The organism is Paenibacillus sp. LT-B23 (genome assembly GCF_059417685.1).
Genome location: NZ_JBSQBM010000005.1, coordinates 87,025 through 99,596, shown reverse-complemented (window position 1 = coordinate 99,596; position 12,572 = coordinate 87,025). Strand labels below are relative to the sequence as shown.

The 12,572-nt window shown below is 44.6% G+C and carries 11 protein-coding genes; 2 read left to right on the top strand and 9 right to left on the bottom strand.

The window, feature by feature from the left end:
- Window positions 1-145 precede the first annotated feature (145 nt).
- The 3 genes from ACWXW9_RS08570 to ACWXW9_RS08560 form a co-directional block, all read right to left on the bottom strand.
- Window positions 146-1,828, bottom strand: coding sequence for a type 2 periplasmic-binding domain-containing protein (locus ACWXW9_RS08570; RefSeq protein WP_494929070.1), 1,683 nt, complete (start codon window positions 1,826-1,828; stop codon window positions 146-148).
- 132 nt (window positions 1,829-1,960) lie between these two features.
- Window positions 1,961-3,658 (bottom strand): response regulator transcription factor, encoded by a 1,698-nt coding sequence (locus ACWXW9_RS08565; protein WP_494929069.1) that lies wholly within the window; start codon window positions 3,656-3,658, stop codon window positions 1,961-1,963.
- Complete coding sequence (locus ACWXW9_RS08560) at window positions 3,633-5,453, bottom strand: sensor histidine kinase (RefSeq protein WP_494929068.1); 1,821 nt, start codon at window positions 5,451-5,453, stop codon at window positions 3,633-3,635. The genes ACWXW9_RS08565 and ACWXW9_RS08560 overlap by 26 nt, the downstream gene beginning before the upstream one ends.
- 116 nt (window positions 5,454-5,569) lie before the next feature.
- Between ACWXW9_RS08560 and ACWXW9_RS08555 the strand changes: the two genes are divergently transcribed.
- Window positions 5,570-5,770, top strand: coding sequence for a hypothetical protein (locus tag ACWXW9_RS08555; RefSeq protein ID WP_494929067.1), 201 nt, complete (start codon window positions 5,570-5,572; stop codon window positions 5,768-5,770).
- Between the two features lie 20 nt (window positions 5,771-5,790).
- On the opposite strand, the gene ACWXW9_RS08550 is transcribed toward ACWXW9_RS08555, so the two are convergent.
- A complete protein-coding gene (locus ACWXW9_RS08550; RefSeq protein ID WP_494929066.1) occupies window positions 5,791-6,228 on the bottom strand; it encodes a NucA/NucB deoxyribonuclease domain-containing protein in 438 nt (145 codons plus the stop codon).
- Window positions 6,229-6,685: 457 nt separating this feature from the next.
- Between ACWXW9_RS08550 and ACWXW9_RS08545 the strand changes: the two genes are divergently transcribed.
- Complete coding sequence (locus tag ACWXW9_RS08545) at window positions 6,686-6,988, top strand: hypothetical protein (protein ID WP_025683436.1); 303 nt, start codon at window positions 6,686-6,688, stop codon at window positions 6,986-6,988.
- A 70-nt stretch (window positions 6,989-7,058) separates the two neighbouring features.
- Here ACWXW9_RS08545 and ACWXW9_RS08540 read toward each other — a convergent pair whose 3' ends face one another.
- The 5 genes from ACWXW9_RS08540 to ACWXW9_RS08520 all read right to left on the bottom strand — a co-directional run bounded on the left by ACWXW9_RS08540 (window position 7,059) and on the right by ACWXW9_RS08520 (window position 12,516).
- A complete protein-coding gene (locus tag ACWXW9_RS08540; RefSeq protein ID WP_494929065.1) occupies window positions 7,059-8,948 on the bottom strand; it encodes an Ig-like domain-containing protein in 1,890 nt (629 codons plus the stop codon).
- Window positions 8,949-9,067: 119 nt separating this feature from the next.
- Window positions 9,068-9,490, bottom strand: coding sequence for a YolD-like family protein (locus ACWXW9_RS08535; RefSeq protein WP_342414824.1), 423 nt, complete (start codon window positions 9,488-9,490; stop codon window positions 9,068-9,070).
- Between the two features lie 16 nt (window positions 9,491-9,506).
- Window positions 9,507-10,175, bottom strand: coding sequence for a uracil-DNA glycosylase (locus tag ACWXW9_RS08530; RefSeq protein ID WP_137063673.1), 669 nt, complete (start codon window positions 10,173-10,175; stop codon window positions 9,507-9,509).
- Between the two features lie 275 nt (window positions 10,176-10,450).
- Complete coding sequence (locus ACWXW9_RS08525; protein ID WP_494929064.1) at window positions 10,451-11,110, bottom strand: S-layer homology domain-containing protein; 660 nt, start codon at window positions 11,108-11,110, stop codon at window positions 10,451-10,453.
- Between the two features lie 119 nt (window positions 11,111-11,229).
- Window positions 11,230-12,516, bottom strand: a complete 1,287-nt coding sequence (locus tag ACWXW9_RS08520) for a glycoside hydrolase family 140 protein (RefSeq protein ID WP_494929063.1) — start codon at window positions 12,514-12,516, stop codon at window positions 11,230-11,232.
- Window positions 12,517-12,572 lie beyond the last annotated feature (56 nt).

Genomic DNA, 12,572 nt, shown 5'->3' with positions numbered 1-12,572 from the left:
AAGCAATCATTTTTCAATCTCGCCATGCGAATGAAAGTCTATCTCACAAACATAATAATATAACATTTATTTCCAATTCAATCTGATGGTTTGTATTAAAAAGGCTGCCCGTTCGGGACAGCCTGTCTATCAGTTTCAACTGTTTTTACTTTTCAACGCTCTTATACCATTCGTTCACTTCTTTTGTAATTTGTTCACCTCCGGCATTCTTCCACGTCTGTACGAAGGTATCAAAGGCCGAAATCGGCTGTTTACCATAAATAATTTCATTGAAGGTTTGGTTTTCAATCTTGTCCAGATAGTCCTTTTTGGCCTTCATCGTTGGCGTAGTAGGCCCCGTGAACTGATCCTTCATGGAGATATCCTTTTGTTCCATCAATACCTTGGCAGCCGCAGGAGTACCTTTCCCGTAATTAACCATTACATCCTTCTCCAGACGGGTCTTCGCTTCCCCGCCGTTAGCCAAGCTTAACAAAGCTTTCATTTGGGCATCAGGTATACGCGCACCATCACGAACCAGCAAATAACGAACAGAGTTTACATAACCTCCTGCTATTTTGTCGATCGGCAACAGCTGTCCGTTCGCATCCAAATCATAGTCGTAGCCCTTAAACATCCCGTTCGCCAAATCCCCTTCCGATTTGGCATTTGCAAAGTGATCAAACAGGTAATTTTGATAGGTGAAAAAAGCTTCAGGATGCTGCATTTGTTTGTTGATCAGTACGACACCATTCGTATATTGAGTCCCATGGCGCATGGCTTTGTTGTCAGGCCCCACTGGGATCTTGATCGGCTTCCATACAGCGCTCTTCACATTTTTCACCGTATCCTGGAGGGGCCAGCCACTCATCCAGTATGGCCCCGGAATCATACCTGCTGTTCCTGCGACTGTGGGTTCTGCCGTCTTATTCTCATCCCACAATGCTGCTTCCTGCGGAATGTATCCCTTTTTGAGCCACTCGCTAAGCTTTTGCAAACCCGGCTTCATGCCAGGCTGCACGGAGCCATATTCCAGACTGCCGTTCGTGCCTGTGTTCCACTGTTGCGGGAGTGTACCGTATGCCCCAAAAATCCAGGACGGGTCACCCATCCAAGTGTTCATGGACGTTTTGAAACCGATGCTGAGCGGAATAACTTTGTCCGGAGACAATCCGTCCGGATTTTTATTTTTAAAGGCATCCATCACTTTTTCCAGCTCATCCATCGTCTGCGGGGCCTTCATGCCCAGCTTGTCCAGCCAATCCTGTCGTACCCACAACACATAGTCATGGTTATAGGCAAAATCAAGTACAGGAATACCCATTTTTTTGCCATCCCGACTATACTGATTCCATACGTTCGTATCCTGATTCATCGCCTGCTTCCAGGAATCCGAAGCGTACTTGTCAAACAACGGACCCACCTCTGCAAACATACCGGAATCGATCATGTCCTGTGCCAGTTGCTCATTCTCCGTCCCCAGTACAACGACGTCTGGCATCTCCTGACCGGAGGACATAGCCAAACGCAGCTTCGTGGCAAATGCACCATTCGTATCTGTGACGGACCAGAGTGATTTGATATTAATACCGAATTTCTCTTCAGCCCATTTTGTCGCAATGTTATTTTCGATAGATTCGCCATTTTTAAATTTTAAGGCGGGATCTACGCCCCATACCGTGGAAATTGTGACTTCCGGATTGTATTTTTCTTTGTATACGTTTTCAGTTTTAGCTGTGCTATTGGTATCTCCACCACTCCCCGTACCAGAGCAGCCCACAAGGCCAACTCCTAATACCATAGTTGCGGCGAGCAACGACAACAGCTTTTTTTTCGAATGAACTCGCATATTGTTCCCCCTCAAAAAATCATTTTCTACTCTTTTATTATAAGAGGGCTTTACTACGCAGCCTATGTCACAAAATAAATATTTCTGCACCTTTCCCAACTGATCTTTACTATTCTTTTCTTGGTCTCATCTTTACTGGTCCCGAAATTCATGTGGAGTCATTCCGTAATGCTTTTTGAACATCTTACTGAAATATTGGGGATTCTGATAGCCCAGTTCGGTTGTAATCTCGTATATTTTTTTGTTGGAATACTTGAGTAAATAAAGAGCTCGCTCCATTCTCATCCGGATCATATAATCTCCCAGACCTTCTCCGGTTTCAGCTTTATATATTTTCGACAAATAGACAGGATGTAGATAAACCTGATCGGCAATCGTCTTAACAGACAGCTCCTGACCTTTATCCTGGGAGATGAGCTCCTGAACTTGTTTGACCACGTAGCTTTTGGCGCTTTGCTCACTTGCGGACCATTCCGATTTAAGCTTGTTCATCATGGAAAATATCCATTTCTTAAGGTTGGAGAACGATTGAACCATTTTCTGCGCATGCAACGGGTCGAAGCCCGTTTGATCCATCTGCGTAATGAAGCGCCCTTGCTTGTGTGCCGTGTACATAAAGGCGCTCGTAACCGAGATAAACAGCTCATATAAATGTTCGCGGGTATATCCCGCTTCTTCTATCTTCCCAAATACACGGTTTATTTTCGCTTCGGCCTCCTCCCATTGTCTGGACTCCAGAAGATGGGTCAGCGTTGGGTGCACATATAGTCCCTCCAGCAACTTGGCTGAACTGTGCGGCTGTTCTGGCTGCTCATCCACAAATAGCAACGTATCCGTCTCCTTTTGTTGGTTCCAGTATAAGGATCTTATCGCTGTCTGATATGCCTTAGGCAGCTCCTCCGGGAACATAAACCAACCAGTTACCGTGACGTAAATTTCCCCTTTCAAGTAATTGCTCACATTTTTTCGAAAGGTTTCGATAGTCGCCCGCAAAATACTACTACGCTCGTTCATACTAATTTCTGTCATTCGCTTCATATCATGCTGTTCTGGGGCATAATCTGATTCTTCTTCATGATGCATACTATACTTTTCCCGATTGTTATTCGAATTTGCTTCTATTAATACAATTAAGCAATCATGTGGCGCTTTACAGTGCCACACGTGAAAATCGGGTGCGAACACTTCTTCAGCAATATTTCCAATCGCATACTCGATTAAGGATACAGAATGATAATCCATATCAGAAAAATGCTTGCCCAGCTGAATAAGTAGCATACCAGCAGGATGTCCCGTGCGTAACATAATTTCGTACTGGGATAACTTGTCCTCTATCATCTGTACAGACAAATCACGTCCAAGTACCAAGTCGTGCATTAAGTGGGTACGCAGCACACCAAAATCCGTCCTGCGGTTATATTGTAATTGATGAATCTTGTTAAAAGCTTCCCATTCTTCCTTTAGTGAATCGATGGCAGCGGATACACATTTCATAAACTCCTCATCATCCACAGGTTTTAAAATATAATCAAAAGCCTTAAGCTGGAGCGCTTTTTTAGCATATTCAAAATCGGCATAGCCTGTTAGTACCAAACATCGGATATGGGGCCATCGCTCGTTTACCTCAACAATCAACTCCAGTCCCGTCATGCCGGGCATACGAATATCCGTAACCAGAATATCAATATCGCACGCTTCCAGCACATCCACTGCTGCTAGTGCAGAAGCAGCTTGATGAATCCTCTCGATGCCCAGCGTCTCCCACGGAATGGTAGCCGCCATGCTTTCTGTAACATAGCTCTCATCATCTACTAGTAATATCTGAACCATCAGAATCCTCCAATTTAACAATATCCGAATTTGACGAAGACTCAATCAAGCCATTTTCCTGCTCCTCTGCTGTTGACAGCGGCCATTTTAAAATCACACGCAATCCTCCCAATGGAGACAACGAGAAGTCCAGTCCAGCGTCTTCCCCAAAATGTAATCGCATTCGTTGATGCACATTCCATAAGCCGTAGCCACTTTTCTCTTCTATAGGCTTGTCAAGTGCTAATGTCAGGGATGTTATAGCCTCCTTGCTCAAACCAAGTCCGTTATCATCCACAATCAAGCACATATATGAGCCGACACGCTCAGTCATAATACGGATTATGCCATCCTCCGCTTGAGGTTCTATCCCGTGCAGCACCGCATTTTCCACCAGTGGTTGTACCACAAGCGGCGGAATCAGCAAACTGCTGGCTTGCGAGGACATAACAATTGAAAACGTTAACCGTGGCATACGCATCTGCTGAATTTTTAAATAATAATGAACAAACTCGACTTCATCCGATAAAGGAACCAAATCCCGTTCCTGTCTTGTCGTATATCGATAATATTTGGACAAATTATGAGCCATGGCCACGACCGCCTCATGATTGCGCAACTTTGCCATGCTCGTAATAAAGGAAAAACAATTATAAAAAAAATGTGGATTGATTTGTGACTGGAGCTGCTTTAGACGCGCTTCCTTCACATGCAGTTTCTCAACATAAACCTTCTCGAACAGCTCCTGAATCTGTTCAACCATCAGATTGAATTGACGAGACAAGAAAGCAAACTCGTGGCTTCCCCTAGGGCTCAATCGAACAGCATAGTCTCCATCCTTTAATCTCCGAAATGCCCGCACAAGCTGGAGAATCGGCACTTGTACCTGTGAATGAAGAAGATAAGCACCAATGAAGCCTACCAGTAGCGAGCCAGCAACAGTTATATAAAATAGTCGATTAGAGGAGTAAATCGGAGACATCATATCGGACAAAGGTATGTAGTCAATCAAATACCAACCAGTCGTTTGCGAAAGAACGGCGTGAACAAGATAGCTCTCTTCTCCAATTTTCACGGTCAGATTATCAACTTCATGCAGTCCCAATTTCTCCAGTTTCATAATCAGCTTGCCTGACAGCTCTTCATTTGCAGTGCGATTATAAATCACTCCTACGTCTTTTTTATAATAAAAAGGTTCCTTTCGTCCATCTCCTTTGAAGCGGTCAAGCATGTCCTGAATATTGCTGCTGTCAAATTCAACCTTAATAATCGTGTTAGCGGTTTCCGGATTAACAAGTGAAGAAAACGGGGATAATGTATACATTGAAAATATAAATTGATCCTTCCCGTACATTCTTTTTTTGGATACCTGCCAGCCGTTTTTAATCGATTGGTTTAATTCTTTCTGATTATAAAAAACGGCTCCATTCTCTGATACAACACGTCCGAGCGAAGGTGAATAAATACTCAGACCGGTTCTCCAATTAGATGAGCTTTCCTGAAGTCCAAGCTTGGTTTGGATCCGTTTGACAAGGTTAATGCCATCCAGATTGAGAACCTTGTCCTTTAAAAAAATCGCTTGAAAACTGGCTACATCAGGGTCATGAATCAGCAGGTGCGGCCAGGAGGAAATCATTTCAATATTCGTATTCACCTGATTTTGAAAAAAAGTCAACTGGCTATAATTAGACTGATTTAGTTCCTCACGTAACACGCCTGTCGTTGTCTGATTAGAATAGACATACAGGATTAGCACAGGTATAAGCAATACGATAACGATCGAGAGAATTTTAGTATAAAAATTAAATTTAAACATGAGTTCTACACATCCTCTGCACAAAAAAAACAGGCATACTTAAATGGTATGCCTGAGCCCTGACCTTCGTTGCCGTCAGTACATACTATACAATATCAATGGTTGGCGGTGATAATATGTTTGACGCTAAGCAAATGGAATGGTTCAATCAACTATCCGCTGAAGATCTGGCGATATTAGGTGCCGGCTTCACTACACTGGGAGATTTTTTTGCTTTTTTGGCATTGGTTAAAGCCAAACAGCAGCCTTCTAAGGGAAATGAAGTTGTGGCACTGATCAGGGCCACACAGGAGCCTTCTAAGGGAAAAAAAAAGTAACGATACGATCTCATAACATATTATTTGACGACAAATTTTACGCGAGTTCCATCCTTAAACTCATCCAGTTGGTGACTGACCCATGATCCTGCCCCCCGATTATCCTTAGGAGCTATGTATTTGACATTTGCACCTTTGCCACCTTCTGAGCACATCGCCATCGGCCATTCGTCACGATCGTATCCTTTACGAGTGGGAACTCCTGCAAGCGAATGCTTGCGATTTTGCTCGGCTCCTTCGCGGTCAATTGTGCATATGGATGATTTCCCCGCCTGAATGGCTTCCTTGATATGCTGCGCCGTTTCAGGATAACGACCTGACGGAAATTGCAACGTAACCTGAGCCGATGAAGGCGGGTTCTCTCCTGTCGTTTTCGTAAGAAGATTGCCACCTTCAAACCAATACACGCCAGCAGCTAGCAGCACTAGAGTTATAAAACTTAACAGCTTTTTCTTCAATTTCCCTCTTCCCTTCAAGCTATTCCAGTGGATAACCTTCAATCAAGGAAACCCCCGAACTTTATTTTTCTATAACATAACCCGACTCAATGAGATATCCAGCGGACAAACCCGAAGAAGGCACACCACAGGAGAAGACTGATCAATATTCCCCAAAATAAACCTTTAAAAAGCTTCATACCGCACTGACAACCTTTCCGACTGGGCTTTGCTCTAGTATAACATGTCAGAAAGACTGTTGTCGCAACATGCCCCGCATATAGCTTAATCATAAATATTTTAATTTTAAAACATAATAATCTGAGGATAAATTGGAATCATTCCGGAAATTAGCTCCATCTCCATTTGAAATGACAATTATGATATAAAAAAAATCACATTTTAATCAAAATTTAATGAAAATTTTCCGAAAATGATGTATAATTATTGACATAATAAAACGTACGAGGTGATCATCATGGCATTATTAAACAGAGTACAGGAGTTAAAATTGCAACTGCCTAGCGAACATCACAGCATTTCACAATACGTGGAGCATGCGCTGCATTCAATTGACAGTTTTGTTGAGCAACATCGTCAATTTATAGCCGCTCAGGCTTTGTATGGTGAAAAAATTAACGGCACGGAAGAAAGACTGTTTCGAGATACCATTTCCGAGATTAAAGCTCAACTGGTGGCCACGCTGGAAAAGACGGTTGAAGATTTTTCTCACAAAGGCGACAAGCACTGGAAGAACCATTATCAGGACGGCGTAGAATAAGTTGAAAAATAACCCTCGATCATAGACCGGGGGTTATTTTTGCATAAGTGATATATGCAATATATGAAGATTATTTTAACACTCTGACAGAGGTAGCCACTGTCTTACCGTTATAAACCACTTTAATACTTGAATTTCCGTAAGCCAGTGCTTTCACCTGGCCTCCGCTAACCTGTACGATAGAAGGCTTGGAGGAAGTCCATGCCGCTGAACTTGTCACGTTGGCAATTGTGCCTGTATCATAAACCGCATTCACGCTCAGCACCTGAGAGGAACCGTTAGGAAGCTTCAAGTTCTTGTTACTCAATACCAGCTTGAGCAGCTTAGGTGTAACCTTGATCTCAATGTTAAACGACTTGTCCTGGTATGTGCCCGTAATCGTCGCTGTTCCAATCCCAACCGCTTTGATGGCTGAGCCTTTTACAGTCGCCACGGAAGCATTGGATGTTGTCCATTTCACTTTGTTGCTGAGCGTAACTTTTTTACCATCTGTATATATACCGATGACTTTGACCGATTGACTCCCTTTCAAATTCATTTCAGCGCTTGAAAGGCTTGGCGTCAACGTAGAAATCGTTCCTTCTACAATGACAGGCACTTTCACATATTTATTTAAATACATGGCCTTGATTCCGGAGTTACCGCCGCTTACTGCTTTTACCTTGCCATTTCCCACTGTTACGGCCGCAGTAGTAGCCACCCAGCTTACCTGATTCGTAACATCAAGCGTTCCACCACCAGCCATTTGTGCTTTTACCGTGGGAACACTCACTTCTTGTCCTGCTACCAGCACATACTTTTTCTCGGAAGCGGTCAGCTTGAGCACTTTGTATTGCACGGTTACCGGGATATCCAGCTTGATGGCGCCCAATGTAGCTGTCAATGTTGCGCTACCTGGATTCACTGCAACCAGCTTACCGTCTGCGATTTTGACGACACTTTCATTGCTCAGGCTCCATTTAACATCGGATTGGACTGCTTTTTTGGCTCCATTGACCAAGTAAGCAGATATGCTCGGAAGAGCCGTTTTGCTTCCTGTTTCGAGAGATAAGCTAGCCTTGCTTGATACCAGCTTTTCAATGGTCGGCAATACGTTGACCTTCAAGGTCTTGCTCAAACCGTGATAGGAGACTGTAATTACCGAATTTCCTGCGTCCAGCGGGCTGATTTTCCCTTGCTCCACTGTGGCAACCAGCGGATTGGAGGAAGTCCATTCTGCAGTGCTGGTAACATCAGTTTTACCTCCGGTAAGGTTCACATCAGTCGCATTGACCTGAATTGGTGAACTACCCAGGAAGGCCGATTGGGAAGCGGATGGACTCAAAATCAATGCTTGGGAAGAGGAACGTACATACACGATCGTTTGTGCTTTGAGTTCATCCTTGCTTGCTTTAATGTAAGTCATGCCCTTGGCAAGAGGACGAACCAGACCATTTTCTACTGTAGCCACGGACGGATTCGTGGATGTCCATTCCACACCAGATACTTTTTCTGTACCGCCCGCTGTAAGCGTACCTTGAACAGTCAATTGCTTCGAGTCTCCGCTCACCACCAGATTGATGGGACCCGATGGATCTATTTGCAGCTTGCTGTAAGGCGATTTAACCGTAATTGTTGTGCTTACCGTTTGCTGTTCATATGTGGCAACAACCTTAATCTGCCCTTTTGACACTGGAGTAATGAGTCCCTTATCTACCTTTAATATGCTTGAGTCTCCAGAGATCCATGCTGCCTTTTGGGTAACATCCTCTTTATCAGACTCTGTCACATTCCACACTTTTAATTGGGCAGGGCTTCCACCCAGATTCAATGTAGTCGTATTTTGACTGTCCCACTGTACCGTAGAGGTCTTGCTCTCCTCTGCCGCTTGGATCAAACCCGCTGGCAATGCTGCAAATAAAAACATCAGCACAGCAAGTAAGAAGGTACTCCGTTTGCTCATACGTTTCATACGTTTCATTCGTTTCTCTCCCTTAGTTTCAGCTCTATAAATAGGATATAATTAACAATCCTATTACTTTATCGGTAAACAGCTACTTGATTTGAACCCTTAGGAAGAAAAAAGGTGGATTATAACAGTTAAAGCTCTCCGTGTAGCGACCTGACCACGAACAAATGATCCTCCTTGGACAAGGTTTGTCCATCATCCAGAACGACATCGCAATCCGTGTGACTGGTCAATTTTGTGTTGTAGGCAATCAGTTGGTCTTCTTTCCAAACAGTCACCGCCGATTGAAAAAGAATGGCATTATCGAACTGCAATGGAACACTCATCACATAACCGATAGAATTTAGCTTCGCCGGATGACGGCTTCTGCGCTCACGCCCGGGAGGAAGCATCGAAATATACGTAATATTTTCAAAAGGAATAGACAACATCTTCGGGCCTAAAATAACGCACTTGTGCGTGTCATCCCATTTTTCAATCGTGCCGCGCACCTTTTGGGTATGACCGTTGTTGCCGTGATATAAAATGACCTGACGTCCCTTCCATTGACGCATGTCCTCACCTCCAGTGCTAGCGGTTAGGAATCTCCCACCGAATCGCTTCCATTCCATGCTCCAGCAAAAATGCATTGGTTTGCGAAAAAGGCTTGCTGCCGAAAAAGCCCCTATGAGCCGCCAAAGGACTCGGATGGACGGATTTTAAAACCAAATGCTTGCTCGTATTCACAAAGCTTGCTTTCTTCTGAGCATGGCTTCCCCACAAAATGAACACTACCGGCTGCTCACGTTCATTAATCGCCTCAATAACGGCATCCGTGAAACGTTCCCAGCCTATTCCCTGATGAGATTGCGGTTGTCCTTCACGCACGGTCAGCACATTGTTCAGCAGCAGCACTCCCTGCTCTGCCCAAGGAACCAGGTAGCCCTGATTGGGAATGGGAGTGCCGATATCATCACGCAACTCTTTATATATATTTTGCAGAGACGGCGGTGTACGCACCCCTGGTCTTACGGAAAAACTCAAGCCGTGGGCTTGTCCCTCTCCATGATAGGGGTCCTGTCCCAATATAACCGCTTTGGTAAGATGATATGGTGTTAATTTGAGTGCAGAAAACAAATCTTCCTTTGGAGGGTAGACTTTATGTATCTTGTATTCGCGTGCTAATGTATACCTCAATTCATTGAAATAAGGCTTTTCTACCTCTTCTCGCAAAACTTCATCCCAATCATTACCAAACATAACTCCCGTCTCCTCTCGATATATGGGTCCCGAAATGTTTAAACTGTTTATTCACAAAAAAATAAGCTGGTCTCCCTCATCCGGAGCCAGCCTATTTATTCGTTACCTGTGTTACATGCCGAAGGACCAGGATAGAAACCATACGATAACCAGCTACCGTTGGTTCTAAATTCGATTTCCTTATTATAGCATTAACGATAATGGTGTCAAGTAACTGTAAGCCCAAATCCACACGGTACCTCATAAAAATCAAGAGGTTGGCTCAGAATAATCGGTTAAGCCTTATGAGCTTTTAGATATTCTAGCGCGTTATACAACATGACTGCTGCTTCCGCACGTGTAATCTCGCTTTTTGGATTAAATTTTTTACTTGCATCCAAGGTATTGACCTTGTATATCAGCGAACGCTGGATGCTGCCTTGATACGATGGATCCAACTTACTATCATCAGCAATCGTTACAGGTACAATTTTGATCAGCGGCAGGCTACCTGCTTTTTCCATGCCCTGAATCAGCATATGGGTGAACTCTTCCTTGGTCAGCGTTTTTGAAGGATCAATATCTTTGGGAATCTCCACGCCATTATAATGCGCGTTGATAAAGGCTTCGGCATACCATGCTGTATCCTTAACATGGGTGAACAGTCCGCTGGCCTGTGGCGCCTTATTAAAATCAATAGCAGCCAAACTGAGCTGAAACCCGCCGGAGATCAACTGAATGCCTTGGGCAGCAGTCACTCTAGAGGCGGGGAGAAACTGCGTATCAGAGACCCCTTTGAGCAAACCCTGATTTTGAAGGGAAATGATTTTGTCTTTGCCGCTTATGCTGTCCAAATCCTTGAACGGATTGCCCGCCGCAAACATTTGACCTCCAAAAGAGAAGGAAAGAAGCAATACTGTGGTCATGGCTGCGAATGCGCTTTTTCTCATATTCATGTAAGTTCCACCTTGTAGTTGAATTAGGCCGCCTGGCCATTAACAACCTCTTTGACGTAGTTCAGGATGGAAAGGTTGCAAGCGATCTAACAGAGATTCGGATGAAGATTGCGGAACGCTCAATTCTTATCTTTCACGCCAATCACGATGACATCCCCCTCAAAATTATGCATATCAATAACCGTTACATTGTCCTGAAACGCTACCGAAGCTGCTGCAAATCGGCGGTATTCCAGGTCGATAATCGTAAAGTCATATTCTCTGAGATCAGCGTCTAGCTTCAGGACCGTGTTCACCGGCACATAAATAGCAATTTTTTCGAAGCCTCTGGTTGAGGCAACTCGAATCTCTTCCGTGTTCTTAAGTACTATGTTCCAAGGCTGCAAATCTACCAGTCCGTATATCTGGAACAGCCACTTCGCGAATCCATAATCCCACGCTCCCTCAAATTTAAGGGCAGCCTGCCATTCATAGGGGCTATCAAAACCTTCCCCGGTAACTCCAAAGCGTTTCCCTTTTTTGTGCCAGCTCCATATTCCATGTGCTCCGTAGGTTACGCCGGCTCCCGCACCAGACAAAAGACTTTGCCATGCAGCTTTACGAACGTCGGCACGGCCGAAACGACCGTATTCTCTCCGGCTGTATCCCATCATCTCGTAGCAAGGTTCCGAGTTTAGCACAGGCCGTGTTACCCGCTTGTTGTAGAAGTCCAACGCCAAGGTGTAGGCCTTGGACTGAAACTGCGAATTGTGACCTGATTGGTACATGTAAAAGTCCAAATTAGGATCGTTAATGAACTCATCCGGCACCTCCGCCAGTCTCCCCTGAATGTGCAGAGTAGTCAAGCACTCTGGACTATGCGTCTTCACAACGTGAAGTGCGGTGCGGTAATACTCGTTCGCTCGCTCTGACGGGAAGTCGGTATCCCCGCTCACGATATAGATAGGGTGATACTTTGAGAATCGGTCTGCCGCGTAACGCACATACGGTTCTACCGCCTCCAGAGGCATCTTTTTCTCATCACGAAGCTTGGCCGCCCATGTATCCGGGATGTAATTGCACCAAAGCAAAACAAGCGCGGGTACAAATCCCTTGCTCACCGCCATCTCGACCATTGTCTCCACCCTGTCAAAATAGTCTGGATTCAGCGAATAAAAATCGTAGCTCCCGTCCTCAATCCGTTCGAACGGTTCGTAATCCAAATCACTGCCGCTGGCATCCCACTGACGCAGCAAATTGATTTGCAGAACATTAAACCCCTGGCTACTTCTGTAGTCAAGATAATCAGCCCATTCCTCCAGTGAGATGTTGGTAAATGCGCTCCAGACGGTATCCGCCAGATAAAAAAATGGAACTCCTTCATTGATAAAGTAACGTTTGTTCTCCGCTATGCCAAGCTTTATCATACGGCATCCCCCTTATTGCTGTAATGACAGAAAACGGCGAACAGTTCGCCGCTTTC

What these genes read in the sequence shown, in the direction of transcription:
- ACWXW9_RS08555 (WP_494929067.1), top strand. Translation starts at nt 5,570, where the DNA reads ATGTTTGACGCTAAGCAAATGGAATGGTTCAATCAACTATCCGCTGAA.
- ACWXW9_RS08560 (WP_494929068.1), bottom strand. Translation starts at nt 5,453, where the DNA reads ATGTTTAAATTTAATTTTTATACTAAAATTCTCTCGATCGTTATCGTA.
- ACWXW9_RS08545 (WP_025683436.1), top strand. Translation starts at nt 6,686, where the DNA reads ATGGCATTATTAAACAGAGTACAGGAGTTAAAATTGCAACTGCCTAGC.
- ACWXW9_RS08570 (WP_494929070.1), bottom strand. Translation starts at nt 1,828, where the DNA reads ATGCGAGTTCATTCGAAAAAAAAGCTGTTGTCGTTGCTCGCCGCAACT.
- ACWXW9_RS08535 (WP_342414824.1), bottom strand. Translation starts at nt 9,490, where the DNA reads ATGCGTCAATGGAAGGGACGTCAGGTCATTTTATATCACGGCAACAAC.
- ACWXW9_RS08565 (WP_494929069.1), bottom strand. Translation starts at nt 3,658, where the DNA reads ATGGTTCAGATATTACTAGTAGATGATGAGAGCTATGTTACAGAAAGC.
- ACWXW9_RS08540 (WP_494929065.1), bottom strand. Translation starts at nt 8,948, where the DNA reads ATGAAACGTATGAAACGTATGAGCAAACGGAGTACCTTCTTACTTGCT.
- ACWXW9_RS08520 (WP_494929063.1), bottom strand. Translation starts at nt 12,516, where the DNA reads ATGATAAAGCTTGGCATAGCGGAGAACAAACGTTACTTTATCAATGAA.
- ACWXW9_RS08530 (WP_137063673.1), bottom strand. Translation starts at nt 10,175, where the DNA reads ATGTTTGGTAATGATTGGGATGAAGTTTTGCGAGAAGAGGTAGAAAAG.
- ACWXW9_RS08525 (WP_494929064.1), bottom strand. Translation starts at nt 11,110, where the DNA reads ATGAATATGAGAAAAAGCGCATTCGCAGCCATGACCACAGTATTGCTT.